Source organism: Devosia lacusdianchii (assembly GCF_022429625.1).
Classification (GTDB): Bacteria; Pseudomonadota; Alphaproteobacteria; order Rhizobiales; family Devosiaceae; genus Devosia; species Devosia lacusdianchii.
In genome coordinates, this window is sequence record NZ_CP092483.1 from 3,359,246 (window position 1) to 3,383,288 (window position 24,043).

Genomic DNA, 24,043 nt, shown 5'->3' on the forward strand with positions numbered 1-24,043 from the left:
CGCACGCGCCATAGTGGCATGACGCTCCGAGGTGCCCCATGAGTCTGGACCGCTCCATTCGCTGGCGCGGGCTCGATCCCGTGACAATTGAGCATTGCCACGTCATCTCGACGGCGCGCGATACCCGCATCCGCTCGACCATCATCACCCCGAACTATGGCCTCTTCTACCGCATCAAACTCGATGACGCCGAACGCGTTCGCACCGTGAAGCTCGAACGCACCGACGGCGCCGTGCTCGAGCTTTTCTCGGACGGAGCGGGCAACTGGTCCGACGATCGCGCCGAGCCGCTCCCAGCTCTGCGCGGCTGCGTCGATATCGATATCTGGCCGACGCCGCTGACCAATTCCCTGCCGATCTGGCGCTGCCAATGGACTATCGGCCAACCGCAGCGTTTCTCCATGGCCTGGATCGACGGCGACGAGATGACGGTGCGGCGTGATGACCAGATCTATACCCAGCTCGACGACACTCACTTCCGCTACCAAGCCGCCGACGCCAGCTTCGAACGCATCCTCGAACTCGATGCCGACCGGCTCGTCGTCACCTATCCGGGGTTGTTCGAGCGCACCGCGTGATCGGTCACGCGACCTCCGGCCGCACGACGACGACACCGGCAGTGCGCGCCCGCACCTCGGGTGAGGCGAGGCAGGAGGCGAGCGCCTCATAGCCCGCAGCTCCCGGATAGGGCGCAACCAGTGTCGGCGGGCTGTGATTGGCGGGGCAGAACAGGATTGCCTCGCCCGGGCCGACCGCGCCCAGGTCAAGCATGGCCGACGAGCGGGTCATGAGGAACAGTGGCGGGATACCATCGTCGCCGCGTCGCAGATAAGCGATCATCGCCTCTTGCGTCGCATGGTCGAGCCCCTGCTCCACCATATCGACGACCACCACCGACGCACCGGGTGCGTAGAGCCCGGCCAGCAGGGCCAGAAGCGCGTTTGAATGCACCGCCCCGTCTTCGATAAGCCAGGCCAGGGCGCGATCGATTTGCGCTCGCAGCACCGGCTCGGCGTCAATCCGCGCCAGCGCGGCGGCACCGTCGTCGTCGAGCCGGTCGAGACCAAGGAAGACAGCATTTGGCAACACTTCCGCCAGCCGCATTGCCAACCGGGTCTTGCCGCTCCCCAACGGCCCGACGATGAAGGTCAATCGCCGGACTCGATCCAGTTCGAACCGCTCACCACCCCAGGGCCAGGGCAGATCGAAGGCGACGCCGGGCGGTGAGCCGGCACCCAGCGCCAGCGTCAAGTCATCGACGCTGGGCCGCCGCCCCGCAGCTAAGTCGGTTCGCAAAGCAGCAATCCGCTGGATGGCCTCAGCCGCGCCCTCTATCCGACCCTCCAGCGCCAACTGGTGCGCCGCCAGCACCGGCTCCAACTGCCATACCTCCCCCGCAAGCACGCGCCCGATGTCACCCAAGCTGAGACCGAGCGCGCGCAGGGCCACGATTTCGCGGCCGCGCGCCATGTCGTCAGGACCATAGGTCCGCCAACCGGCACTGGTGCGGCCCGGCGTCACCAGGCCGCGCTGCTCGTAGAGGCGCAGCGCCTTGGTGGAAACGCCAAGCTGGCGCGCTGCATCGACTGGCTTGAGGAATTGAATGGAAGGCTGCACGACTCACCTCGCTATGGGCTGACCGTCATCCTTATCGGGGCAGCCCCAAGGTCCGGGTCAAGACGAAATCGGCCTGTCACCCTCAAGTCATCAAATCAGCCTAGAAGCGGGCCAGTTCATGTCGTCGGGCACCAGCCATGTTCCACATCATGCGCCGTATCTTTGCCAGCCTGCCCTTCGCCTCGGTCTTGATCGGGCTCGCGGGCCAGCCCGCCGCTCTGGTGCTCCCGCCGACGCTCGCCGCCTGCTTCCTGCTCATCCGCGACCGCATCATTCGTCGCCGCGTCGGCCTCGCCGCCTGGCCCAGCGACGGCTTCGCCCGCCATGTCCTGGTCGACGATCTGGGCTGGCTGATCTGCCTCACCCTGCTCGGCCTGCCGCTTTTCCTGCTCGGAGCCATGCTGCGATCGCTGGTTTTGGCCGGCTAGGGCAGAGTTTTTTCGTCACTTGCCTTCCCCCTCCCGCAACGCTCTGCTACGCCACGGCTGATATTTAGACCGGGAGGCCCGATCCGTGAGCGCAACCTTCAAGACCCTCGACGAACTCGACCTCAAGAATAAGCGCGTGCTGCTCCGTGCCGATCTCAACGTCCCGGTCGCCAATGGCAAGGTCACCGACGCCACCCGCATCGAGCGCCTGGTCCCCACCATCCGCGAAATCGTCAAGTATGACGGCAAGGCCATCCTGCTCAGCCACTTCGGCCGTCCCAAGGGCAAGGTCGACCCCGAATTCTCGCTGGAGCAGGTCTGCGAGGCGGTCGCCAACCAGACCGGGCATCCGGTCGGCTTCGTCGCCACCGATTGGGTTGACGTCGCCGATGCCCAGAAGGCTATCGACTCCGCTCCGGCGGGCTCGGTGCTGATCCTCGAAAACACCCGCTTTCATCCCGGCGAAGAGGCCAACGACGTCGACCTCGCCAAGCGCATGGCCAGCCTCGGCGACGTCTATGTCAACGACGCTTTCTCCGCTGCCCACCGCGCCCATGCCTCGACCGAAGCGCTGGCCAAACTGCTGCCCGCCGCAGCCGGCCTTGCCATGCAGGCCGAACTCGAGGCGCTTGAAGCCGGCCTCGGCAAGCCAAAAAAGCCCGTGATCGCCGTTGTCGGCGGCGCCAAGGTGTCCTCCAAGATCGACCTGCTGGAAAACCTCGTGACCAAGGTCGATGGCCTGGTCATCGGCGGCGGCATGGCCAATACGTTCCTCCATGCCCAGGGCCATGGCGTCGGCAAGTCCCTGGCCGAAAAGGACCTGGCCGAAACCGCCTTGCGCATCATGGACAAAGCCATCGATAGCGGCTGCGCCATCATCCTGCCCATCGACGCCGTCGTCGCCTGGCACTTCAAGGCCGACACCCCGACGCGCCTTTACGGCGTCGACGCCATCGACCCCGACGGCATGGTCCTTGATATCGGCCCCATCTCCATCGATCGCGTCAACGCCGCCATCGACGATGCGCACACCGTGGTCTGGAACGGCCCGATGGGCGCATTCGAGATGAACCCGTTCGATGCCGGCACCGTCGCCATCGCCAAGCACGTCGCCAAGCGCACCCATGATGGCAAGCTGATCTCGGTGGCCGGTGGCGGCGACACCGTCGCGGCACTCGCTCATGCCGGCGTCAAGGACGACTTCACCTACGTCTCCACCGCCGGCGGCGCTTTCCTCGAATGGATGGAAGGCAAGCCCCTGCCGGGTGTGGAAGCACTGAAGAAGTAAGTTCGTTCGCCCCGACTTCCCGCCGCTCGGTGCAAATGGTTGAAGTGCGTTAACCAATTCTAGGATGTTTGGGGGCAAGATGCCGCCGGCAAGCCTTGGAAGGGTGGGATGGAAAGCGCACGGGTTACTGCATTGCGAAATACGCGGCAGGCGGCGACCTATTCCGCGCTGAAGCGGCTGGGCAACGCGGTGAACGGCGCCAAATTCGAGCGGCAGTCGCAAAACGGCCCGGTCAGGTTCGAAGAGAACGTCACCAAGGTCGCCAAGTATCGCACGCAGATCTTCTACAAGACCGAGCCGATCAAAACCCCCATGCCAGTGTTTGAGGGACGCGAGGCGCCCAAGAGCATTGCTCAGGGCACTGCGGCACTGACCGGCTTCGACGACGCTGCGGCAGCAGGGATTGCCAACGGCACCAGTTTCGAACTCAAGGTTGGCGACGACGCGCCGGTCACCGTTACGTTTGGCGTCGATCGGAAGATTTGGGTGGGCGTCGGATCGGCTCAAAGCCCCCATACCTATGGCGATGACGAAGAGGGGTTTGCCCCCACCTTGGTCAAGGTCCTTGATGGCATCAAGGGCCTCCAGGCGGAACTGGACGACAACGGCCAGCTAAAGCTCGAGACCGAAAAATCCACCTCGCTCACGCTGACCGAAACGGCCTCCGGCCCGCTGGCCGGCCTTGGCCTCACCGCCGGTCGCATCGACCTCAACGGCACCGGCATCGAGCAGGTGCAGGTGGGAACCAAACTGGTCCAGACCGGGACCAAGCAGGTCGAAATTTCGCGCGAGTACATCCGTGACGGCGAAACCGAGATCGTCAGCGGCAGGCATCTGGTCCGCGACAAGGTCAGCGCCGCCGATGCCCAGCTCACCCTCGAAAGCCGCAAGGACATCATCAACGCATCGCTGGCCCTCGACAACGCGATCGGCCCCAAGGAACTGGTAAAGGGCGTCGAGAATCCGTTCACCGGGCTGCGCAATCGCGTTGGCCTGGATCGACTGAAAAAGGCCACGACGCGTGGCGACCTCGGCTTCAGCGGCGGGCAGATCGCCGTCGCGATCAAGGCCTATGGCAGCAATCCGATTCCACGGTCGGCCACCAGCAAGCTGATCTGAACCGATCGACACCCCATCGTGATACGATAGGCTCCAGCGAAGGCAATGGCCAAGCGCCCGAAGCGGCATAGCGGCCTCCATCTTTCGTCGCATAACCCTAGGTCTAATCGCGCGGCCAAAAACGAAAGTCTAATCTGCCGGCAATCCCAATTGTCGAGGTTAGCCGTGACCAAGTCGCTGAACGCCATCGCCCAGAAACTCATGGAGCCCGGCAAGGGCATTCTCGCGGCCGACGAGTCCGAAGGCACCATTGCCAAGCGGTTCGCCAAGATCAACCTGCCCAATTCGCTCGATCTGCGCCGCGATTATCGCGAGATGCTGTTCCGCTCGACCAGCGCCATGACCAACTACATTTCCGGCGTTATCCTCACCGAGGAAACCCTGGAGCAGTCGGCTGCCGACGGCACCGCCTTCCGCGCCATCCTGGCCGATACCGATGTCATCCCCGGCATCAAGGTCGACCGCGGCGCCTTCCCGATGCCGGGCGACAATGGCGAGAAAATCACCGAGGGTCTCGACGGTCTGCGCCAGCGCTTGGTGCGCTATGCCCAGCTCGGCGCCGGCTTTGCCAAGTGGCGCGCCGTGATCACCATCAACGACGTCGCGCCCACCCGCAACAATATCCGCGCCAATGCCCATGCCTTGGCGCGCTACGCCATCCTCTGCCAGGAAGCCGGCATCGTGCCGGTCGTGGAGCCTGAAGTGGTCGGCGACGGCGATCCGGGCAATCACTCGCTTGAACGCTGCGCTTCGGTGACTGGCGACGTACTCGAGAACGTGTTCAAGGAACTGCGTCTCGCCGGCGTCGATCTCGGCGGCATGTTGCTCAAGCCGAACATGGTGCTCCCGGGCATCAATTCGCGCGAACGCCCGAGCGTCGAGGATGTCGCCAAGCGCACCGTCGCCGTCCTGCGCGAGCATGTTCCGGCCGCTGTTCCCGGCATCGCCTTCCTTTCGGGCGGCCAGACCGACGAAGAAGCCACGGCCCATCTGTCGGCCATGAACCAGATCTCGGGCAAGCCCTGGCCGATGACCTTCTCCTACGGTCGCGCCCTGCAGAACGTTGCGCTACGCACCTGGGCCGGCCGCCGCGAGAATTTCCCGCAGGCCCAGGCCGCCTTCACCCATCGTGCCCATATGAATTCGCTGGCTGCCCTTGGCACCTGGACCGGCGAACTCGATCGGGCAGCCTAGGTTCTACCTGACGTCCCAACGTCACGCCTGATGCGTACCCTCCTCCCAGGGGGTACGCATTTTCTTTTGCGCCGCTACGGGCCTTCGCCTATTGGAGAGCTTTCCTCTTTGTCGCCAAAATGAGCGAACAAGAAGAGGCACGCGTCGAGTACCCGGAAGCCATGGCCCCCCAGCTTTATCTGATCACCCCTGCCGCCGCCGATCCGGAAACCTTCCCGGCGACATTGATGGGCGTGCTGAGTGCCGCCGAATTCTCGGCCATCCTGGTGCAACGTGGCACGCTGGATGCCGCCGGCTACGCCAAGCTGGCGGCCGGCGTAGTCAATATCGGCCAGGGCGCTGGCTGCGCCGTCTTGCTCCATGACGACATTGCCCTCGCCAAGCGCCTCGGCGCTGATGGCGTGCATATCACCGGCGGCGCCAAGGCGATCAAGGACGCTGTCGCGGCCCTCAAGCCCGGCCAGATCGTCGGCGCCGGTCATATCGGCACTCGCCACGACGCCATGACCGCCGGCGAAATGGACCTCGACTACCTGCTGTTCGGCCCGCTCGACGGCACCTCCGACCCCGCCGCCGCCGATCTCGCCGAATGGTGGGCCGCAACCTTCGAAATTCCCGCCGTGCTGAGCGATCCGGGTGCTGTCCCTGGTAGTGCCGATAGCCGCGGCGCCGAATTCCTGGCGCTGTCGAGCAGCCTGTGGTCGGCTCCTGCCCCTGCGGCGCTGGCGCTCGCCATTGCCGATGCCGTGAAGGAAACCGCATGATGCGGCGCCTCTTGCCGATCGCCCTTTTGCCACTGCTGGCAGTGACCGTCTTCGCCCAGGACGAAGCGCCGCCCGAAGCGAACCCGGCCGAGGCCATCAGCAACGAGATTTTTGGGCCCCGGGTCCCCACGGACTACGCCTTCGGCGCTTTCCAGCGTGGCTACTTCCTGACGGCGCTCGAATTCGCCCTGCCGCTTGCCGAACAGGGCGACGCCGCCGCGCAAACCCTGATCGCCGAGATCTACGCCAAGGGCCTGGGCGTGGCGCAGAGCGACGAGCGCGCCGCCGGCTGGTACCAGCTCGCCTCCAACAATGGCGATATGCTGGCGACGTTCGAACTGGCGCTCTATTATCAGGACGGCATTGGCGTGCCCAAGAACCGTGCCCGCGCCGCCGATCTGTTCAAGAAGGCCGCCGAGGCCGGCTATGTGCCGGCCAAATACAATCTGGCTCTGTTGCATGTCGAAGGCATCTACGCCTCGCCCAGCCTCACCACCGCCGCAGCGTTGATGAAGGAAGCGGCCGATGCCGAACTGCCCGAGGCACAATACGACTACGGCACCATGCTGATCGAAGGGGCCGGTCTGGCGCCTAATCCCGAAGAGGGCGCGCGCTATATCGGCCTTGCCGCCGAGCAAAACCTCATCGCTGCCGAGATCGACTATGCCACCCTGCTCTACCTTGGTCAGGGCGTAGAAAAGGACGCCAGTGCCGCCGCGACTTGGTATCAGCGCGCTGCTGAGGCCGGCAACGCCGTGGCGCAAAACCGCTACGCCAAACTGCTGGCCGTAGGCGAAGGCGTGACGCTGAGCCTCGAAGACGCCGCCATGTGGCGCGCGCTTGCCCGCCGCCAGGGCCTGAGCGATCCCTCGCTCGACCGGCTGCTGGTCTCGATCCCGCCGGCCGAACTGGCCAGCGCCGAGGAACGCGCCCGCTTCTGGCCGTCCCCGCCACCGACGGCCGAAACCATTCTCGAAATCCCGACCACCACCGCGCCGGAAACCGAGTCACCCGCGCTGCCAGCGCCTACCGATGCCGGCGAAGCCCCAACTGGGGAGCCGCCTGCCGCCGATCCGGCATCCGAGGCCGCACCGCAAGACCCTTGAACCCAAGGGCGTTCTGAGGCAATAAGCCCGCCACGCCCATTCAGCACGATCAACCTTCGGCCAGCCGCATCCGGCGCGCGTGGCCCGAACCGATAATCTGCGCACCCGAAAGCAGTTCCGCATGGCCAAGATCAACGGCAACGAAATTCGCCCCGGCAACGTCGTCAATCACCAGGACCGTCTGTGGGTCGCGGTGAAGGTCGATCACGTCAAGCCCGGCAAGGGTGGCGCCTATGCCCAGGTCGAACTCAAGGCCATCCTGGGCGGCACCAAGCTCAACGAGCGCTTTCGTTCAGCCGAAACGGTCGAGACCGTCGAACTTGAGTTCCGCGACTTCACCTATCTCTACGAGCAGGGCGATAGCCTGGTCTTCATGGATCAGGACAGCTACGAGCAGGTCGAGCTGGCCAAGGACTTCGTCGGCGAGCGCGCCGCGTTCCTTCAGGACGGCATGAAAATCACCCTCGAGATGCACGAGGAAACCCCGCTCGGCATCAAGTTCCCGCCCAATGTCGTCCTCGAAGTCACCGAAGTCGATCCGGTGCAGAAAGGCCAGAGCGTTTCGAGCCAGTTCAAGCCGGCCATCCTCGCCAATGGGCTCAAGGTCATGGTGCCGCCGTTCATTGCCGTCGGTGAACGCATCGTGGTCGACACGACTGAGGCCACCTATATGCGCCGGGCCGACTGACCATGGCACGTTCCGCGGTCCTCAATGTCATGGTCAACGCCGCCATCAAGGCCGGCAAGTCGCTGACCAAGGACTTCTCCGAAGTCGAGAACCTGCAGGTGTCCCGCAAGGGCCCGGCCGACTTCGTCTCCAAAGCCGATATCCGCGCCGAGCAGATCGTCTTTGCCGAACTGCAGAAGGCCCGCCCGACCTATGCTTTCCTGATGGAAGAAGGCGGCGAGGTTGCCGGCACCGATGGCCAGCACCGCTGGATCATCGACCCGCTCGACGGCACCACCAATTTCCTGCATTCGATCCCGCTTTTTGCCGTCGCCATTGCGCTCGAACGCGCCAATGAGATCGTCGCCTCGGTGATCTACAATCCGGTGCTCGACGAACTCTACACCGCCGAAAAGGGTGGCGGCACCTGGCTCAACGATCGCAAGCGCCTGCGCGTCGCCGGCCGCAAGTCGCTGGCCGATGCCGTGGTCTGCACCGGCATCAAGACGCAGGGCACCGCCAACGATGCGCTCCAGCTCCGTCAGTTGGCCCATATCAACCCTGCCGTCGCCGGCATCCGCCGCTCCGGCTCCATCTCCATGGACATGGCCTGGCTGGCCTCGGGCCGCTATGACGCGCTTTGGGAAGCCGGTCTCGCCCCCTGGGACGTGGCCCCCGGCCTGCTGATGGTCAAGGAAGCCGGTGGTTTCGTCTCCGACTTCGCCGGCAGCCCCGGCTCGGTGTGGAACGGCCAGGTCGTCGCCGGCAACGAGACATTGCAAGCCGCCCTGCTCAAGCAGCTCAAGCCAATTCAGTAGCAGTCACCATGCAAAGGCCCCGTTTTCGGGGCCTTTTTGCTATGCGCTACCCGTCGCGCCGGTGATAGAGCAGCGCCGCGCGCAGGCAAAAGGCGAGCGGAGCTTCGGGTAGCGGCCCCTCGATCGGCACGATCAGCCCGCGGGTCCCTTCGAAGGCGAAGATATCGCCGAACTGCGCCCGGAAGCTATCGATCAGGCTGGTTCGGCAGTTGACGAACACCGCGGCCGCCTCGGGCGCGGCCTTCGACACACCAAGCCGGATTGTCGTGCCAGTGCCGCTGGCCTCGGTCAGGTAGGCCGGCTCGCCCCATTTGAGCGTCTCCGTCAACTCCCCTACCCCCTTGGTTTCAGCCGCAACCGCGAAGACCAGATCGCGCACCTCCAGCAGCCGCACTCTTACCGGCTGCCGATAGCGCGCCAGGACCTCCGCAACTTCGGCAGGAACCTCCCGCCCGCTCACGACGGCCCCAGCAGCGGCAGGTGAATATCGGTTCGCAGCGCCGTTTGCGGCGTGTCGCGCGGATCGTTGAGATAGGCTTCGAAGATCGGCGCGTCCGCCGGTTCATAGCCCGATGCGGGCAACCACACACCGAGCAGCCAGCGATAGGCGCCGCGCATATCGGCATAGGGGCCGGTATAGTTGAGCTGCGCATAGAGCCCCCCGCGCAGAGCGGTCTCGACCATCGGCGCATCGATCGTGACATTTGCCGCGACCGGCATGCAGGCGCGCGACCGCAGGTCGGCCTCGTCGCCGAGATCGGGGTCATCGAAGAACAGGCCGATCATGGCCGGTGCGCTGGGCACCGCATCGCACGCCGCCAGTTCGGCAAACAACTTTCCCATGGCGCGGTCGATCTCCATGTAGGAACCCTTGTGATCGATGCCGGCACATCGGCGCTCAGGCAAGCTGACGACGTTAACCGGAAAACCACTGGCATCCTCGGCTGCCCCGGCAGCCCTAAAGGCGGCATGTGATCCTGACGCCCGATACGCTGCCGGCGGGGCGCCGAAGGTCTCCTTGAACGCCCGCCCGAAAGTGTCGGTGGAGCTATAGCCGGCACGTTCAGCGATCACGCCCATGTCGAGGTCGGTGTTGGCGAGCCGATCGGCCGCCCTCTGCAGGCGCAACCGGCGGATGCTGGCCACAATGGTCTCGCCCCGCATGGCCGCATAGATCCGGCTCCAATGGTAGGGCGAGAGGCACGCGACCTCGGCGAGCCGATCGAAAGAAATGTCATCCTCGAGATGAGAATAGACGTGGTCCAATACCCGATCGAGCCGACGACTATAGCGATCATGGGTGTTTTGCTTGGTCATGCTGCATATCCTTACTGCTGTTGGGGCAGAATGACATGACCCGATCCGGCAAATCCTGCTGAAGTCAGCCCCGGCCGCTCCGCCCGATGCAGGAGTAAATTGACTCTTGCCACCGGCCCGCAGAGGTTGGCGGCATGGTTCAACTCGATGACATCCTCATTGGTACGCTCTTCATTGCTGGCACGGCCGGACTGTCGCTCGCCGTTTATCTTGCGGCGCGCTGGATCACCCGCCACGGACCGGCCGAGCGGCACCCCGAAATGGCCAATGCCATGGTGCTCCGTATTGGTGCCCTGCACGGGCTGATTCTGGCCCTGGTCTTTGCCCAGGAAATGGCAGCCTATCAGCGCCTCGAAGCGCAGACGGCAACAGAAGCCAGCGCCATCGCTGACGTCTACAACGACGCCGCCCGCTACGATCCCGTGGCCCTGGTGCCCCTGCAGGAGACCATGGTTGCCTATACCGGCGAGGTGATCGCGAACGAGTGGCCCTCGCTCGGCGACGGCGATGGCCTTACTGCCGAGGCGTGGCTGCAATGGGAGCGCGCCTACGCCATTGCGCTCGATCTCGAACCGGGCAACGCCCGCCAGGTCAGCCTGCGCGACCACATGATCGCCCAGCTTCACGCCATAGCCACCGCACGCAACCTGCGCGACATGGATGGCAACCGGTCTGTGGTGACACTGTTCTGGTTCGCCGCCCTTACCGGCGTCGTTCTGATCGCCGTGGGCTATTACAGCCACCGTCCCGAGCCGCATAACCTGGTGCTAATGGCGCTGTTCAGCGCCTATACCGGCGTCATCCTGTTCCTGATCTACGGCTTCGCCAATCCCTACGCGACGCCCGCCGCCCTGTCGCCCGAGCCACTCGAGCGCCTTTACGCGCAGATCGGCCCGCCGAGTTGACAGCGCAGAGCCTCATCCCCATCTCGTGATGCCGGGAGGACGACATGGCGCCAACACTTTATGACTGGATCGGCGGCATCGAACCGCTGAAGCGGCTGACGGCCGAGTTCTATCGCCGCGTGCCGCTCGACCCGCTCCTGGCGCCGGTCTTTGCGGGCATGAATGCCGATCACCCCGAGCACGTCGCCCTGTTTCTCGCCGAGGTTCTTGGCGGCCCGGCGCTCTATAGCGAGCGTCACGGCGGCCATCCCGCCATGGTCCGCCACCATCTCGGCAAGCATCTGAGCGAGCCTATGCGGCGGCGATGGATCAACCTACTGCTCGATACCTACACAGACCTCGGCCTGCCGGCCGATCCCGAGTTCGCGTCGGCGCTGGTCGGCTATCTCGAATGGGGCTCGCGGCTGGCCGTCATCAATTCCGCCCCTGGCGCAACCGTATCCGAACACGCGCCTATGCCCGCCTGGGGCTGGGGCGAAACCGGTGGTCCCTACATTCCCAAATAGCGGCTAGGACACCGGCTCGACGGTACCGAAGACGCGCAACTCTTCGAACCAGTTCATGTCCTCGAAGCTGCAGAACGCCGGCGCGCGGAGCTCCAATACTGGGGCGCGTCGCCTGATGTCCTCGGCGACCTCGTCCAGCATCGTCTGCCAGCTGGGCAGTACCGCGTCATCGAGCCAATCGATTAGATAGGCCATGGTAATGTGGAACTGGTAGCTGTCGTGATCGGGATGGCGATAGCCGAAAATGTCGGCAAAGGCATTGCGCCAATCCGCCATGGCATGGCGGTCCGCGGCCGTAGCCCCCTCCACCACCAGACCCGTGGGCAGAGCCTCGACGATTTCCACGGCAAAATCGGCGCGACCGGGAAACAGTTCGAGCCGCTTGGCGAAGAGCTCGGTCATCGCCGCAATGGGCGTATCCGTCGCCACTTCGGCGGGCCAGTAAGGCGCATTGCGCCGGCCCTCGATGATCCCCTGGAAGAGCGTCATGTGATAGCTCTCGACCGGCGTGAAGGCGAGCTTGCCGGCATCCGGCATGCCCATGTAGCGCGCCCGCGCATCGACCAGCGCCTGCTCGGTAGCCGACCCCGGAACCAGGTGACACACCACCGTATTGCCAGGCTCGGGCAGGAACTTGCCCGATTGATCGTAGCGCGTACCGAGATGGCGGGGTGGCTCGGGATGGTGGCCGCGGCCATAATAGGTGGCAAGCGTCGACAGATGAACGGGCATGGCAAGCAATCCGGGCTGAACTCAGTCCACCCGCCGATAGCCGTTCCGCACGAAACTTCGATGACGCTCCGATCACGGTCCCTTGGCCGTTAACCTTTGTCATTGTCACGTCCGACCGCGCTGACTACTCTGCGCAGCGGTGATTTGCGCGTACGGGGCAAGGTTCGAGGCATAGATGACGCAAGGCTACGATCCCTACCACCTCGCCAGTCCGACCGTTTATCTCATCAAGATCGTGATATTTCTGGTTCTAGTGGTTCTGGTCGCCGCTATCCTGACCACCACCATCGTCACCTTCTTCTGGGCCAACCCGTTCATCAACTCGATGATCTTCTTCGCCCTGTTCGTCGGCATTTTCCTCAGCTTCCGGCAGGTCATCCGCCTGTTCCCCGAGGTCAAATGGGTCAATTCCCTGCAGGACGGGAACGCCGCCAACGTGCGTCCGCCCATCCTCCTCGCGCCGGTCGCCGGGCTGCTGCGCGAGCGCATCGGCGAGGCGGTGATCACGCCATCGTCCATGCGTTCCATCCTCGATTCCGTCGGCAACCGGCTTGACGAAGCCAAGGATACGTCGCGCTATCTGACCGGCCTCCTGGTCTTCCTGGGCCTCATGGGCACATTCTACGGCCTGCTCGAAACCGTGACCGCAGTCGCCGGCGTCATCAATGCGCTGGACGTGGCCACAGGCGACACCGCATCGCAGTTCGCCAGCCTGCGCGAAGGCCTCAGCGCCCCGCTTTCGGGCATGGGCACAGCCTTCTCATCCTCACTGTTCGGCCTCGCCGGTTCTCTGGTGCTGGGCTTTCTCGACTTGCAAACCAGCCAGGCACAAAACGCCTTCTACACCGATCTCGAAGACTGGATGACCTCGATGACCGAGCTCGACCACCCGGTCAGCGCCATGCAGGCCAATGCCGGCGGCCCCGACATGCAGGCCATGTTCGATAAGCTCGGCAATTCGATGCAGAATCAGAATTCAAGCCAGAACGCCATCCGCGCCATGGCCGAACTGGCGCGCGGCATTGATGGCCTCGTCAAACACATCCGCACCGAGCAGGACGACCTGCGCAAGTATATCGATGAGCAGGGCGAGACCAACCAGAAGCTGCGCGAACTGATCGAGGCGGTGCTCTCCCAGGCCGATAACGAGCGGCGGAACTAGCCCATGCCCGGCGCCCGTTCCCGCCGGCGCATCGAGGCCAATTACTGGCCGGGATTCGTCGACGCCCTGTCGAGCCTGCTGCTCGTCATCATCTTCATGCTCAGCCTGTTCATGCTGACCCAGTTCTTCCTGGGCCAGGAGCTGGAGGGCCGCGACACCGCGCTCGCCCGCCTCAACAGCCAGATCGCCGAGCTCACCGAATCCCTGCAGCTCGAGCGCAGCAATTCCGACGACCTCACCGCCCAGCTCGCCACCCTCACCGCTACGCTGAGCAGCGCACAATCGGAAAATGCCAGCCTCAACTCCCAGCTTGCCGGTATCGGCGCGGGTATAGACGGCAAGGACGAAACCATTGCCGGCCTGCAGGACGATATTCTGGCCGCCCAGGAGCTCTCCGACGAGGCCAATGCCCAGGTCGCGCTGCTCAACCAGCAATTGGCAGCTTTGCGCACTCAGATCGGTGCCCTCGAAGCGGCGCTCGAGGCCTCCGAAGCCCGCGACACCCAATCGCGCACCCAGATCGCCGATCTCGGTCGTCGTCTCAACGTGGCCCTGGCCCAGCGCGTGCAAGATCTAACGCGCTACCGGTCCGATTTCTTCGGTCGCCTGCGCGAAATCCTCGAGGGTCGCGCCGATGTCCGTGTCGTCGGCGACCGTTTCGTGTTCCAGTCCGAAGTGCTGTTCGACCCCGGCCAGGCCGATGTGCAACCCGAAGGCCTGCCCGACCTCGACGCCCTGGCCGCCGCCATCCTGCAGCTCGAAACCGAGATACCGCCCGATATCAACTGGGTGCTGCGCATCGACGGCCATACCGATAGCCGCCCGATCTCCAATGCCCGTTTCCCCTCCAACTGGGAGCTCTCGGCCGCGCGCGCCATTTCGGTCGCCGAATACCTGGTCTCCAAGGGTGTGTCGCCCAACCGGCTGGTTGCGGCCGGCTTCGGCGAATTCACCCCGCTCGATCCCGGTACGACCGACGAAGCCTACCGCCGCAACCGCCGCATCGAGTTCAAGCTGACCGAGGGGTAGACGGGGAGCGCGCCGTCCCGAACGATATTGTCACGCCGTCATTGCCCGGCTCGTCCGGGCAATCCAGCGATGCTGCCGCGTTCACGGGACCACCCGGACAAGCCGGGTGGTGACGATGGTGGCGTGGATAACCACCGAGCGGACAGCAATTCGAATGGCCGGCCGGCGTTAGCCTAAACCACCGGCGGATTGAGCCGCGCAAACCCCTCCTGACGCCGATAAGGAAAATACGGGTATGGCGCCGTAACCATGCTTGCCGCGTCCAGTTTGGCAACCTGCTCAGGTGTCAGCGACCAGCCGACAGCTCCTAGATTCTGCCGCAACTGTTCCTCGTTGCGCGCCCCGATAATCACCGAAGACACGGTCGGTCGCGCCAGCAACCAATTCAGCGCCACCTGCGGTACCGACTTGCCAGTCTCTTCCGCCACCGCGTCGAGCGCATCCATCACCCGGAACAGATGCTCCTCGTCCACCGGCGGGCCGAAACTGGCCGTGTCGTGCAGCCGGCTGCTGGCCGGCATCGGTTGGCCACGCCGGATTTTGCCGGTCAACCGGCCCCAACCGAGCGGACTCCACACCAGCGCGCCCACGGCCTGGTCCAATCCCAGCGGCATCAGCTCCCACTCATAGTCGCGGCCCAGCAGCGAATAATAGACCTGATGCGCCACATAGCGCGGATGACCGTTTTTCTCGGCAATCGCTAGCGACTTCATCACCTGCCAGCCCGAGAAATTGGACACCCCGACATAGCGCAGCTTGCCGGCCTGGACGAAATCGCCCAGCGTCGCCAGCACCTCCTCTATCGGCGTCGAGGCATCGAAGGCGTGCAATTGCAGCAGGTCGATGTGATCGCTCTGAAGCCGCCGCAAAGCTGCATCCACGCTGCCAATCAGCCGCGCCCGCGATGTTCCCCAGTCATTGGAACCTTCACCCATGGGCAGCGCCGTCTTGGTCGAGATCAGCACCTCATTGCGCCGGCCCTTGAGCGCTTCGCCCAGCACCGCCTCCGATGCGCCGTCCGAATAGACGTCAGCGCTGTCGAACAGTGTCACGCCCGCCTCGATGCAGATGTCGATCAGTCGCTTGGCCTCGGTGACATCGGTCGTGCCCCACGCCCCGAACAAGGGCCCCGAACCGCCAAACGTGCCTGTGCCAAAGCTCAGTGCCGGAACCCGCAGGCCCGATGCACCCAATTGCCGATATTCCATTTGATCTTCCTTTGTTTGAGAAATCAGGCGACGGCAACGGCCGCACGGGGCCGTTCCAGCCGCATGGCGATCGCCGCGATGACGACGCCAATCACAGGGAAGGCGGCAGCAACCAGTGGCAGTCCCGCCAGCCCCGAACCGTGTTCGATGACGAGCCCACCCACCCACGCACCCAGCGCATTGCCCAGGTTGAAGGCCGCGATATTGAAGCTCGATGCCAGGCTCTGGCCGGCGCCATCCGCCTTGGACAGCACCCACATCTGCAAGGGCGCGACCGTGGCAAAGCCGGCGGCCCCAAGCAGGCCCACGGCAATCACCGCAGTGACCGGATTGTTGAAGGCAACGCCCATACCGGCCAGCACCAGCGCCATCACCACCAGCGTGCCGATCACCGTCGGCGCCAGCGCGCGGTCGGCCAGCTTGCCACCCAGCAGATTGCCCAGCACCAGCCCGCCACCGAAGACCAGCAGAATGGGCGATACGGCGCCGGCGCCAAAGCCGGCGATCTCGGTCAGCATCGGGGCGATATAGGTGAAGACCACGAACACGCCGGCATAGCCCAGCACGGTCGTCAGCAACCCGAGCAGCACCGGCCGCCGACCCATGGCGCGGAAATCAGCGCGCCAGTCCGACGCTTCCGGCGCCACCTTGTCGCGCGGCACCAGCAGCGCAATGACCGCCAACGCCAGAACGCCCACCAATGCCACCGCCCAGAACGTCGCCCGCCAGCCCCACATCTGCCCCAGCCACGTCCCCAGCGGCACGCCCAGCACGTTGGCGACGGTGAGCCCAGTGAACATGATGGCGATAGCCGAGGCCTTCCTGTCGGCGGGAACCATGCTGGTGGCGACCACCGAACCGACGCCGAAGAACGTGCCATGCGCCAGCGCCGTCAGCACGCGCGCCATCATCAGGAGCTCGTAGTTTGGCGCCAGCGCACAGGCGAGGTTGCCCAGTGTGAAAATCGCCATCAGCCCGACCAGCACCCACTTGCGCGGCCAGCGGCCCGAAAGCGCGGTCAACACCGGCGCGCCGGCAACCACGCCCAGCGCATAACCGGATATCAAGAGACCAGCCATGGCGACGGTGACGCCGAGATCGGCACCAACTTCGAGCAAAAGGCCCATGATGACGAATTCGGTAACGCCGATGCCAAAGGCACCGGCGGTGAGAGCGTAAAGAGCGAGAGGCATGAGACGATCCTGAACTGTTCGCCCCTACATGGACCGCGCCCGGCCTATGCTGTAGACATCGCATAGGCACATCATTTGTGAATTGAAGTCACATGCGCACCGATATCAATCGCGCCGGCGAGATGGCGGTCTTTGTCGCCGTGGTCGAGCGCGGCGGCTTTTCGACCGCGGCTCGCGCCCTGCGCATGACCCCCTCGGCCGTGAGCAAACTCATCACCCGTCTCGAAGCCCGCCTCGGCGTGCGCCTGCTCAACCGTTCCACCCGCACCCTGCAATTGAGCGCTGAAGGCTCGGCCTTTTATGACCGGGCCACCCGGATCCTTGCCGATCTCGACGAAGCCGAGCGCTCCGCTAGCGCCGGCGAGCAGCCCGCAGGCCGCATTCGCATCAATACCAGCGCCTCCTTCGGCAACCACATTCTGGCGCCTCTGCTGCCGGCCTTCTTCGCCGCCTATCCTGCGATCAATCTCGACGTCGTCCAGACCGATGCGGTGATCGACCTACTCGGCGAGCGCACCGACATCGCCATCCGCTCCGGCCCACTCAAGAGTTCCGGCCTTATCGCCCGCAAGCTGGGCGCCACGCCCATGGTCATAGTGGCGGCCCCGAGCTACCTCGCCCGCCACGGCACGCCGACGACCTTCGCCGAACTCGAAACTCACAACCGGCTGGGCTTCAGCTACTCGCGAACCCTGGACGGCTGGCCGCTCAATCATAATGGCGCTGTGGTCAACCTGCTGCCCAACGGCAATGTACAGGCCAGCAATGGCGAGGCATTACGGCATCTGGCGATCGGCGGGGCAGGCTTGACACGGCTCGCCAGCTACACGGTTCGCACCGACATTGCCGAGGGCCGGCTCGTGCCGGTTATGCCCGCCTGCGATACCGGCTATCTCGAGGAGGTCCACGCCGTCTATGTCGGTCAGGGCGGTCACCTGCCAACACGCGTCCGCGTGCTGCTGGATTTTCTGGCCGAGCACGCGCGGTTGGGTTAGCCCAGATCATCCAGCCGGAATTGCAGCCGCGCCAGCTCGGCATAGCGTCCGCCCTTGGCAACCAGCTCGTCATGCGTGCCCTGGTCGATGATGTGGCCGGCGTCCAGCACCAGGATCTTGTCGGCATCGCGAATGGTCGCCAGGCGGTGGGCGATCACCAGCGTGGTGCGGCCCTCCATCAGGTGTTCCAGCGCGGTCTGCACCAGCCGTTCGCTCTGTGCGTCGAGCGCGCTGGTGGCCTCGTCGAGCAGCAGGATCGGCGCATTCTTCAGAATCGCCCGCGCAATCGCCAGCCGCTGCTTCTGCCCACCCGACAGCATCACGCCGCGCTCGCCGACCAGCGTGTCGTAGCCCTGGGGCAGGTCGGTGACGAAGTCATGCACCAGCGCCGCCTTGGCCGCGGCATGCAGCTCCGCATCGGTCGCATCGGGTTTGCCGAAGCGGATATTCTCGGCAATGGTGCCGGCGAAAATGGTCGGCTCCTGCTCCACATAGGCAAAGCGCTGGCGCAGGTCGTGCAGCCGCACTTTGCGGATATCCACGCCATCGACCAGGATGGCGCCCGCACCCACATCATAAAAGCGCTGCAGCAGTGACAGCGTCGTCGACTTGCCCGACCCCGACGCGCCCACCAGCGCCACCGTCTCGCCCGCGCCGACGGTAAAACTCAGGTCGGTCAGCACATGCTCGTAGCCGCCAGTCTGGTAGCCGAAATCGACATGCTCGAACGCCACCGTACCGAGTGCCGGCACCGGCAGCGCCACCGGATCGGCCGGGTCCTTGATGGCCGCTTCGGTATCGAGAATTTCGGTCAGCCGCTCCGTCGCCCCGGCAATGGTCTGCAGCATGCCCATGACTTCGCTGACATTGGTCAGCGCGCCCGACGCCATCAGCGCATAGACGAGGAACTGCGCCAGTTGCCCGGCGGTCACCGTGCCCTCGAACACGGCCCGCGCGCCCCACCAGACGAGGAACACGATGGCCCCGGTGCCCAGGAATATGACCATGCCGACCAGCACGGCCCGTGCGCCCAGGCGTTTCACCTCGGCGCGATAGCTGTCCTGGCTGCGCGCATCGTAGATCGCCGACTGCACCGGCTCCTGCGTAAACGACTTGACCGTTCGCGTCGCACCCAGCATTTCGGTCGCCATGGCCGACAGATCGGCCAGCGCATCCTGCGTGCGGCGCGACATGCCGCGCAGGCGCCGCGAAAAGGCGATGATCGGCAGCAGCAAAGCCGGCGCCGCGATCACCACGGCCAGCGTCAATACCGGGCTGGTGAGGAACATCATGATCAGCGCGCCGATAATGGTGACCATCGATCGCAAGGCCAGCGAGAAGCTCGACCCCACCGCGGCCCTGATCACGCCGACATCGCCATTGAGGCGGCTGGTCAGCTCGCCGACGCGGTTGGTATCGAAATAGCGCGCATCGAGTCGCAGCAGATGCGAGAACACCGCCTGGCGGAGATCGGCCAGCACCCGCTCGCCAATCACCGAAATAAAGTAGAAACGCCCGGCACTGGCGGCGCCCATGATCGCGGCAATGCCGACGATCAGCCAGCCATAGCGGGTGACGTTCTCGAGATTCTTGGTGACGAAGCCTTCGTCGATCGCCCCGCCGAGCACGGCGGGAATCGCCAGCGACGACACAGCCGATACCAGCAGGAACGCCACGGTGAGGCTCAGCCGGATCGGATAGCGCAGCACAAAGGGCAGCAAGCGGCGCAGCGGCTGCAGCTTGCGCGTCGTCACGCCTTCCTTGGGCACGATCTTTTCCGGGTCGGCCTGGACGCGGACGGCCTGATCTGTCATCGCTCGGTTATGCCACTCATCTAGAGGGTCCGGAATGCCCGGGCCGCGCTGCGGCTTCGATATAGGCGCAGGCCCCCTCGGCGGCAACAGCTTTGTCCGGCGCGAAATTGCCGCGCCCCGCTGTGTGGCGACAGGCCCTTGCAGATTGCCCGGGCTTTCTGTATGAAGCCGCCAACACCAGTTTACATGCTCTCCGGGCGCTGCGGCGCCCGTTTGATTTGAGGCGATACCGATGAAGGCAGACATCCATCCGGACTACCACACCATCACCGTGGTAATGACCGACGGCACCAAGTACGAGACGCGCTCGACCTATGGCAAGGCCGGCGACACGCTGCAGCTCGACATCGACCCCAAGACCCACCCGGCCTGGACCGGCGGCACGGGCCAGCTGCTCGACCGCGGCGGCCGCGTCTCGCGCTTCAAGGAGCGCTTCAAGGGCCTCGGCATCTAAGCCGATCTCTGTTGGAATTCGAAGAACCCGGCCTCGTGCCGGGTTTTTTGTTGCCGGTGGCAGGACGCTCGCCTTGCCCGCGTCATTCCAGTGAAAGCGGAAGCAGCCTACCCGAGTTGGCCGATAGGCACCTTGCTCCTCCAACCACCGGCGCTTCCCGCGGACTTCAGCCGCGGGTCACTCTCCACACGGCGCAAGCAACGAGAGACCCGCGGATCAAGTCCGCGGGAAGCATCGGTGGATGTGAGAAATAGGGGCCTAGCGAGATATCAGGCCCGGCCAAACGCTGCCTTGAGCCGCGCCAGCTGATCGGCAATGCCGTTGGCTGTGCCGGGGTCGAGTACCGGCATCTTGCCGCGCTCCAGCGTGTCGAACTGCATCACCCGATCGAACAGGCGGTCACCCTTGTCGATGTAATCGCGCAGGGTCTGCGGCAATTGCTCATAGCCCGGGCCGCCCCGTTCCGATGGCGTGGCGGAAAACTTGACCTTCTCCTTTTCGGAGCGGGCATTTTCCTTGGTGATTTCGCCTTCATTCACCGCACGCTGCAGCAACAGCCACGACGCCAGCTGCATCAGCCGCGTGGTGAGGCGCATGGATTCGGTCGCGTAGATGAACGAGGCTTCGCGGCTGAGGATACGGCTTTCGGAGCGTCCGTCACCATCGAGATAGGCCGCCACTTGCTCGATCAGGGCCATGCCCTCGCGATAGAGCAGGTCGAAACCACCCGACGCAACGATACGTGGGCCAATGGCGACGGCCGAACCGGTTTCGTTCACGTCAGTCAACCCTTCCCTCCGAGCATCTGCCCGATGCTAGGCCCAATTGCGTCCAGCGTCATCTGTTGAGCATGATCTAACTGAAAGGAGCTTTAAGATCAGGGCAGTACCATGACCAACGGACCCCTGAAAAAGAAAAAGAGCGGTAAGAACCGCTCTCGAAGTTAACAGGGAGGCGTCAAACAGAGGGAGAAACCACTCTGCAAAATCCAGAAAGATCTGAATAATTTGAGGTTACCGGCAAAAGCTTAATTGCACGTTAACGAGAGTCGATTTCTTAACTGTGCCGCTTGAGGGTCCGTTGACCGGTTTTCCGGCCCTGCCCGCAGGGTGAACAAATTCTGAATGGGCCGTTCTGCAACCATGCAGCCCCGATCTGCTTTTCTGTCCCATGTTGGCGCCTTGCCAACCCGGAGAGGAAAGATGACCACTTTGTCTGCTGGAGCTGCCGCCGGCTTGCTCGTAGCGCTGATGGTATTGTCGACCACTGACGGCCATAGCGCCGAACTCATCGCCCAGAAGGCGGCCGAGTTCGTCCATCCCGGCGAGGCCCGTGGCTTTAACCCGCAGCCCGATCCGCCCAAGGTACAGCCGGCGGCCACCCGCTAGGCCACCGCCACGCCGTCAGAACTTGAACACCGACTCCGCCGCCTTGCGCGTCGCGCCGCGCGCATCGATGGCGGCACGTAGCCGCACAATTTCGCCTTCAAGCAAGCTGATGCGATCGGCCAGTTCTTCCACCGACATCGTGTCGATCGGCATGCCGACCTCATGGCCCTTTGGCTTCTTGATCTCTTCGTCGTTCATGGTGAGCCTCCTGTGCCAGCGTGTCGCTCATCAGCTTAGCGCCAAAGGCTTGCGGAGCAAGTCCACATCGCCCAGGCTGAGCCCATGACCATACCCACCACCATGCAAGCCGTCGCCATCACCCGCCCCGGCGGCCCCGAAGTTCTCGCGCGCCAGGATTGGCAGACACCACCCTGCGGCGATGACGAGGTGCTGATCCGCGTCGCCGCCGCCGGCGTCAACGGTCCCGATCTGGCGCAGCGGCGCGGCCACTACGATCCTCCACCCGGCGCTTCGCCCCTGCCCGGCCTCGAAGTATCCGGCGAGATCGTCGTGACCGGCGCCGCTGTTAGCGGCTGGGCCATCGGCGACCGCGTCATGGCCCTGGTCAATGGCGGCGGCTATGCCGACTATGTCGCCGTGGCCGCCGGCCAGGTGCTGCCCGTGCCCGATGGTTGGACGCTCACCCAAGCCGCTGCGCTGCCGGAAACCTGGTTCACCGTCACCCAGACCTTGGTCATGCGCGCCGGCCTTGTGCCCGGCATGACCGTCCTCGTCCACGGCGCGGCCGGCGGCATTGGCGGCGCCGCCATCCAGATCGCCACTATTCTCGGCGCTCGCGCCATTGGCGTCATCTCCTCCGCGGCCAAGGCCGACTATGCGCGTCGACTCGGCGCCTTCGCTACCATCGACTACACGACCGAGGACGTCGCGGCTCGCGCTCTCGAACTCACCGACGGGCGCGGCGTTGACCGCGTTTTGGACATTATCGGAGGCGACATGGCCGAGAAGAACATCACCGCCAGCGCCCGCGGCGGTCACATCGTCCAGGTCTCCACCCTTGACGGCGCCAGCGCCAATCTCTCGCTGCGCGCCATCATGGCCAAGCAGCTCACCCTCTCCGGCTCGACCCTGCGTCCGCAGACGCCGGCCACCAAGGCCGCCATCGCCGCCCGCATCCGCACCGACCTGCTGCCCGCCCTCGCCTCCCCCGGCTTCGTCAAACCGACGATCACCACATTCGACATCGATCACGCCGCCGACGCTCACCGCGCCATGGAAGCCCGCACCCATCTCGGCAAGATCGTGCTCGTGACGGAATATGACGTGGGCCACTGACCCCTCTCCCTTTGGGGGAGAGGTTGCCCCCTCTTGGGGCGGGTGAGGGGGCCTTCCCCAAACACCGAGCCCGCTAAAGCCCCCCTCACCCGGCGCGCCGCGCCGACCTCTCCCCAAAGGGAGAGGTAAAGAACCCACATTGTCATTGCGGATCGGGGTCCAAATCCATATATTGCAATCTTGTTCCCCCTCAGCACGAAGCAAAGAGGCGGAGCGGCCCGGAGGAAAACCGGCCGCGCCTGCAGGAGAGATTTATTATGAGCCAGCCCCTGTTGATGCCAAAGGCGACCGCCGTCTGGCTCGTCGACAACACTGCGCTGTCATTCGAGCAGATCGCTGCCTTCTGCACCCTGCACCCCCTTGAAGTCCAGGGCATCGCCGATGGCGACGTCGCCGGCGGCATCATGGGCGTGAACCCCATTCAGAACGGCCAGCTCACCCGCGAAGAGATCGAAAAGGCCGAGGCCGACCCGAACTATCGCCTGAAGCTCAGCGAGCCAAAGGTTCGCGTTGCCGCTGCCAAGCGCAAGGGTCCGCGCTATACGCCGATCTCGCGCCGCAACGAGCGCCCCAACGCCATCAAGTGGCTGGTGCGCAACCACCCCGAGCTCAAGGACGCGCAGATCATGCGCCTGGTCGGCACCACCAAGTCGACCATCGATTCGGTGCGTGAATCGACCCACTGGAACTCGGCTAACCTGACCGCCATGGACCCGGTGACGCTGGGCCTGTGCAGCCAGATCGATCTCGATCTCGAGGTCAAGCGCGCGTCCAAGGGCGGCCCAGGCGTGGAAGAGGTGAGCGAAGGCACGACGCTGATGACCGCCGAGGAAGCCCTGGCCCGATCAGGCGCCCGCGGCCATGCCGAAGGCGAAGACGGCGAGTTCGCCGCCAACGATCATCGCCCCGAGCAGGCCCAGGACGATTTCGACGCCGATTCCGTCTTCGCCAAGCTCAAGTCGCTCAAGAGCGACACCGACAACTAGATCTGACGGGCTTTCAGCCCCGCAATTGTCACGACGGCGTCATCCCGGAGATCGGAA

General features: G+C 64.5%; 27 protein-coding genes. 18 read left to right on the plus strand and 9 right to left on the minus strand.

What is annotated here, in order from left to right:
• The first annotated feature begins 38 nt into the window (after positions 1-38).
• Positions 39-578, plus strand: coding sequence for a putative glycolipid-binding domain-containing protein (locus MF606_RS16565; protein ID WP_240230445.1), 540 nt, complete (start codon positions 39-41; stop codon positions 576-578).
• 4 nt (positions 579-582) lie between these two features.
• Here MF606_RS16565 and MF606_RS16570 read toward each other — a convergent pair whose 3' ends face one another.
• On the minus strand, positions 583-1,617 hold the full coding sequence (locus MF606_RS16570; RefSeq protein ID WP_240230446.1) for a MerR family transcriptional regulator: 1,035 nt from the start codon (positions 1,615-1,617) through the stop codon (positions 583-585).
• A 137-nt stretch (positions 1,618-1,754) separates the two neighbouring features.
• On the opposite strand from MF606_RS16570, the gene MF606_RS16575 reads away from it, so the two are divergent.
• From MF606_RS16575 to MF606_RS16610, 8 genes are all read left to right on the plus strand, one after another.
• Positions 1,755-2,045: a hypothetical protein gene (locus MF606_RS16575; RefSeq protein WP_240230447.1), complete on the plus strand. Its 291-nt coding sequence runs from the start codon at positions 1,755-1,757 to the stop codon at positions 2,043-2,045.
• 85 nt (positions 2,046-2,130) lie between these two features.
• Positions 2,131-3,333, plus strand: coding sequence for a phosphoglycerate kinase (locus MF606_RS16580; protein ID WP_240230448.1), 1,203 nt, complete (start codon positions 2,131-2,133; stop codon positions 3,331-3,333).
• Positions 3,334-3,441: 108 nt separating this feature from the next.
• Positions 3,442-4,452 (plus strand): hypothetical protein, encoded by a 1,011-nt coding sequence (locus MF606_RS16585; protein ID WP_240230449.1) that lies wholly within the window; start codon positions 3,442-3,444, stop codon positions 4,450-4,452.
• A gap of 165 nt (positions 4,453-4,617) precedes the next feature.
• A complete protein-coding gene (locus MF606_RS16590) occupies positions 4,618-5,646 on the plus strand; it encodes a class I fructose-bisphosphate aldolase (protein ID WP_240230450.1) in 1,029 nt (342 codons plus the stop codon).
• A gap of 119 nt (positions 5,647-5,765) precedes the next feature.
• A complete protein-coding gene (locus MF606_RS16595; protein WP_240230451.1) occupies positions 5,766-6,410 on the plus strand; it encodes a thiamine phosphate synthase in 645 nt (214 codons plus the stop codon).
• Complete coding sequence (locus MF606_RS16600; RefSeq protein WP_240230452.1) at positions 6,407-7,516, plus strand: tetratricopeptide repeat protein; 1,110 nt, start codon at positions 6,407-6,409, stop codon at positions 7,514-7,516. The genes MF606_RS16595 and MF606_RS16600 overlap by 4 nt, the downstream gene beginning before the upstream one ends.
• 121 nt (positions 7,517-7,637) lie before the next feature.
• Positions 7,638-8,204: an elongation factor P gene (gene efp / locus MF606_RS16605; RefSeq protein WP_240230453.1), complete on the plus strand. Its 567-nt coding sequence runs from the start codon at positions 7,638-7,640 to the stop codon at positions 8,202-8,204.
• A gap of 2 nt (positions 8,205-8,206) precedes the next feature.
• Positions 8,207-9,001: an inositol monophosphatase family protein gene (locus MF606_RS16610; RefSeq protein ID WP_240230454.1), complete on the plus strand. Its 795-nt coding sequence runs from the start codon at positions 8,207-8,209 to the stop codon at positions 8,999-9,001.
• 46 nt (positions 9,002-9,047) lie between these two features.
• On the opposite strand, the gene MF606_RS16615 is transcribed toward MF606_RS16610, so the two are convergent.
• Together MF606_RS16615 and MF606_RS16620 are read right to left on the minus strand one after the other, a co-directional pair.
• A complete protein-coding gene (locus MF606_RS16615; RefSeq protein ID WP_240230455.1) occupies positions 9,048-9,461 on the minus strand; it encodes a DUF1801 domain-containing protein in 414 nt (137 codons plus the stop codon).
• Positions 9,458-10,318 (minus strand): AraC family transcriptional regulator, encoded by an 861-nt coding sequence (locus tag MF606_RS16620; RefSeq protein ID WP_240230456.1) that lies wholly within the window; start codon positions 10,316-10,318, stop codon positions 9,458-9,460. The genes MF606_RS16615 and MF606_RS16620 overlap by 4 nt, the downstream gene beginning before the upstream one ends.
• A 134-nt stretch (positions 10,319-10,452) precedes the next feature.
• On the opposite strand from MF606_RS16620, the gene MF606_RS16625 reads away from it, so the two are divergent.
• Both MF606_RS16625 and MF606_RS16630 read left to right on the plus strand, forming a co-directional pair.
• On the plus strand, positions 10,453-11,223 hold the full coding sequence (locus tag MF606_RS16625) for a bestrophin-like domain (RefSeq protein ID WP_240230457.1): 771 nt from the start codon (positions 10,453-10,455) through the stop codon (positions 11,221-11,223).
• Between the two features lie 44 nt (positions 11,224-11,267).
• On the plus strand, positions 11,268-11,729 hold the full coding sequence (locus MF606_RS16630; RefSeq protein ID WP_240230458.1) for a group II truncated hemoglobin: 462 nt from the start codon (positions 11,268-11,270) through the stop codon (positions 11,727-11,729).
• Between the two features lie 3 nt (positions 11,730-11,732).
• Here MF606_RS16630 and MF606_RS16635 read toward each other — a convergent pair whose 3' ends face one another.
• On the minus strand, positions 11,733-12,461 hold the full coding sequence (locus tag MF606_RS16635) for a DUF1868 domain-containing protein (protein ID WP_240230459.1): 729 nt from the start codon (positions 12,459-12,461) through the stop codon (positions 11,733-11,735).
• A gap of 175 nt (positions 12,462-12,636) precedes the next feature.
• On the opposite strand from MF606_RS16635, the gene MF606_RS16640 reads away from it, so the two are divergent.
• Together MF606_RS16640 and MF606_RS16645 are read left to right on the plus strand one after the other, a co-directional pair.
• A complete protein-coding gene (locus MF606_RS16640; RefSeq protein ID WP_240230460.1) occupies positions 12,637-13,623 on the plus strand; it encodes a flagellar motor protein MotA in 987 nt (328 codons plus the stop codon).
• A gap of 3 nt (positions 13,624-13,626) precedes the next feature.
• The gene (locus MF606_RS16645; protein WP_240230461.1) at positions 13,627-14,652 is read left to right on the plus strand and encodes a peptidoglycan -binding protein; all 1,026 of its coding nucleotides are present in this window, start codon (positions 13,627-13,629) and stop codon (positions 14,650-14,652) included.
• 173 nt (positions 14,653-14,825) lie between these two features.
• Here MF606_RS16645 and MF606_RS16650 read toward each other — a convergent pair whose 3' ends face one another.
• Together MF606_RS16650 and MF606_RS16655 are read right to left on the minus strand one after the other, a co-directional pair.
• Complete coding sequence (locus MF606_RS16650; RefSeq protein ID WP_240230462.1) at positions 14,826-15,860, minus strand: aldo/keto reductase; 1,035 nt, start codon at positions 15,858-15,860, stop codon at positions 14,826-14,828.
• A 23-nt stretch (positions 15,861-15,883) separates the two neighbouring features.
• Positions 15,884-17,053 carry an MFS transporter gene (locus MF606_RS16655; RefSeq protein WP_240230463.1) on the minus strand — a complete coding sequence of 390 codons (1,170 nt, stop codon included), beginning with the start codon at positions 17,051-17,053 and terminating at the stop codon, positions 15,884-15,886.
• Positions 17,054-17,145: 92 nt separating this feature from the next.
• Here MF606_RS16655 and MF606_RS16660 point away from each other — a divergent pair, with 92 nt between their 5' ends.
• Positions 17,146-18,048, plus strand: a complete 903-nt coding sequence (locus MF606_RS16660; RefSeq protein WP_240230464.1) for a LysR family transcriptional regulator — start codon at positions 17,146-17,148, stop codon at positions 18,046-18,048.
• Here the strand turns inward: MF606_RS16660 and MF606_RS16665 are convergent.
• The gene (locus MF606_RS16665) at positions 18,045-19,862 is read right to left on the minus strand and encodes an ABC transporter ATP-binding protein (protein ID WP_240230465.1); all 1,818 of its coding nucleotides are present in this window, start codon (positions 19,860-19,862) and stop codon (positions 18,045-18,047) included. The genes MF606_RS16660 and MF606_RS16665 overlap by 4 nt on opposite strands.
• A 232-nt stretch (positions 19,863-20,094) precedes the next feature.
• Between MF606_RS16665 and rpmE the strand changes: the two genes are divergently transcribed.
• On the plus strand, positions 20,095-20,316 hold the full coding sequence (gene rpmE, locus MF606_RS16670; RefSeq protein ID WP_056235684.1) for a 50S ribosomal protein L31: 222 nt from the start codon (positions 20,095-20,097) through the stop codon (positions 20,314-20,316).
• A 269-nt stretch (positions 20,317-20,585) separates the two neighbouring features.
• Here the strand turns inward: rpmE and rcdA are convergent, their stop codons facing one another.
• Positions 20,586-21,095 carry a protease adaptor protein RcdA gene (gene rcdA / locus MF606_RS16675; RefSeq protein WP_240233875.1) on the minus strand — a complete coding sequence of 170 codons (510 nt, stop codon included), beginning with the start codon at positions 21,093-21,095 and terminating at the stop codon, positions 20,586-20,588.
• A 423-nt stretch (positions 21,096-21,518) separates the two neighbouring features.
• Between rcdA and MF606_RS16680 the strand changes: the two genes are divergently transcribed.
• Positions 21,519-21,704 carry a hypothetical protein gene (locus MF606_RS16680; protein ID WP_240230466.1) on the plus strand — a complete coding sequence of 62 codons (186 nt, stop codon included), beginning with the start codon at positions 21,519-21,521 and terminating at the stop codon, positions 21,702-21,704.
• Between the two features lie 15 nt (positions 21,705-21,719).
• On the opposite strand, the gene MF606_RS16685 is transcribed toward MF606_RS16680, so the two are convergent.
• Positions 21,720-21,902, minus strand: a complete 183-nt coding sequence (locus tag MF606_RS16685) for a DUF1192 domain-containing protein (protein WP_240230467.1) — start codon at positions 21,900-21,902, stop codon at positions 21,720-21,722.
• An 84-nt stretch (positions 21,903-21,986) separates the two neighbouring features.
• Between MF606_RS16685 and MF606_RS16690 the strand changes: the two genes are divergently transcribed.
• The gene (locus MF606_RS16690) at positions 21,987-23,000 is read left to right on the plus strand and encodes an NAD(P)H-quinone oxidoreductase (RefSeq protein ID WP_240230468.1); all 1,014 of its coding nucleotides are present in this window, start codon (positions 21,987-21,989) and stop codon (positions 22,998-23,000) included.
• Between the two features lie 257 nt (positions 23,001-23,257).
• Positions 23,258-23,986 (plus strand): DUF1013 domain-containing protein, encoded by a 729-nt coding sequence (locus MF606_RS16695; RefSeq protein WP_240230469.1) that lies wholly within the window; start codon positions 23,258-23,260, stop codon positions 23,984-23,986.
• Positions 23,987-24,043 lie beyond the last annotated feature (57 nt).

Bases quoted from the DNA above. Each gene is read 5' to 3' on its own strand.
- MF606_RS16565 (WP_240230445.1), top strand. From the start codon at position 39: ATGAGTCTGGACCGCTCCATTCGCTGGCGCGGGCTCGATCCCGTGACA.
- MF606_RS16575 (WP_240230447.1), top strand. From the start codon at position 1,755: ATGTTCCACATCATGCGCCGTATCTTTGCCAGCCTGCCCTTCGCCTCG.
- MF606_RS16585 (WP_240230449.1), top strand. From the start codon at position 3,442: ATGGAAAGCGCACGGGTTACTGCATTGCGAAATACGCGGCAGGCGGCG.
- MF606_RS16595 (WP_240230451.1), top strand. From the start codon at position 5,766: ATGAGCGAACAAGAAGAGGCACGCGTCGAGTACCCGGAAGCCATGGCC.
- MF606_RS16600 (WP_240230452.1), top strand. From the start codon at position 6,407: ATGATGCGGCGCCTCTTGCCGATCGCCCTTTTGCCACTGCTGGCAGTG.
- efp (WP_240230453.1), top strand. From the start codon at position 7,638: ATGGCCAAGATCAACGGCAACGAAATTCGCCCCGGCAACGTCGTCAAT.
- MF606_RS16610 (WP_240230454.1), top strand. From the start codon at position 8,207: ATGGCACGTTCCGCGGTCCTCAATGTCATGGTCAACGCCGCCATCAAG.
- MF606_RS16620 (WP_240230456.1), bottom strand. From the start codon at position 10,318: ATGACCAAGCAAAACACCCATGATCGCTATAGTCGTCGGCTCGATCGG.
- MF606_RS16625 (WP_240230457.1), top strand. From the start codon at position 10,453: ATGGTTCAACTCGATGACATCCTCATTGGTACGCTCTTCATTGCTGGC.
- MF606_RS16630 (WP_240230458.1), top strand. From the start codon at position 11,268: ATGGCGCCAACACTTTATGACTGGATCGGCGGCATCGAACCGCTGAAG.
- MF606_RS16635 (WP_240230459.1), bottom strand. From the start codon at position 12,461: ATGCCCGTTCATCTGTCGACGCTTGCCACCTATTATGGCCGCGGCCAC.
- MF606_RS16640 (WP_240230460.1), top strand. From the start codon at position 12,637: ATGACGCAAGGCTACGATCCCTACCACCTCGCCAGTCCGACCGTTTAT.
- MF606_RS16645 (WP_240230461.1), top strand. From the start codon at position 13,627: ATGCCCGGCGCCCGTTCCCGCCGGCGCATCGAGGCCAATTACTGGCCG.
- MF606_RS16650 (WP_240230462.1), bottom strand. From the start codon at position 15,860: ATGGAATATCGGCAATTGGGTGCATCGGGCCTGCGGGTTCCGGCACTG.
- MF606_RS16655 (WP_240230463.1), bottom strand. From the start codon at position 17,053: ATGCCTCTCGCTCTTTACGCTCTCACCGCCGGTGCCTTTGGCATCGGC.
- MF606_RS16660 (WP_240230464.1), top strand. From the start codon at position 17,146: ATGCGCACCGATATCAATCGCGCCGGCGAGATGGCGGTCTTTGTCGCC.
- MF606_RS16665 (WP_240230465.1), bottom strand. From the start codon at position 19,862: ATGACAGATCAGGCCGTCCGCGTCCAGGCCGACCCGGAAAAGATCGTG.
- rpmE (WP_056235684.1), top strand. From the start codon at position 20,095: ATGAAGGCAGACATCCATCCGGACTACCACACCATCACCGTGGTAATG.
- MF606_RS16680 (WP_240230466.1), top strand. From the start codon at position 21,519: ATGACCACTTTGTCTGCTGGAGCTGCCGCCGGCTTGCTCGTAGCGCTG.
- MF606_RS16685 (WP_240230467.1), bottom strand. From the start codon at position 21,902: ATGAACGACGAAGAGATCAAGAAGCCAAAGGGCCATGAGGTCGGCATG.
- MF606_RS16690 (WP_240230468.1), top strand. From the start codon at position 21,987: ATGACCATACCCACCACCATGCAAGCCGTCGCCATCACCCGCCCCGGC.
- MF606_RS16695 (WP_240230469.1), top strand. From the start codon at position 23,258: ATGAGCCAGCCCCTGTTGATGCCAAAGGCGACCGCCGTCTGGCTCGTC.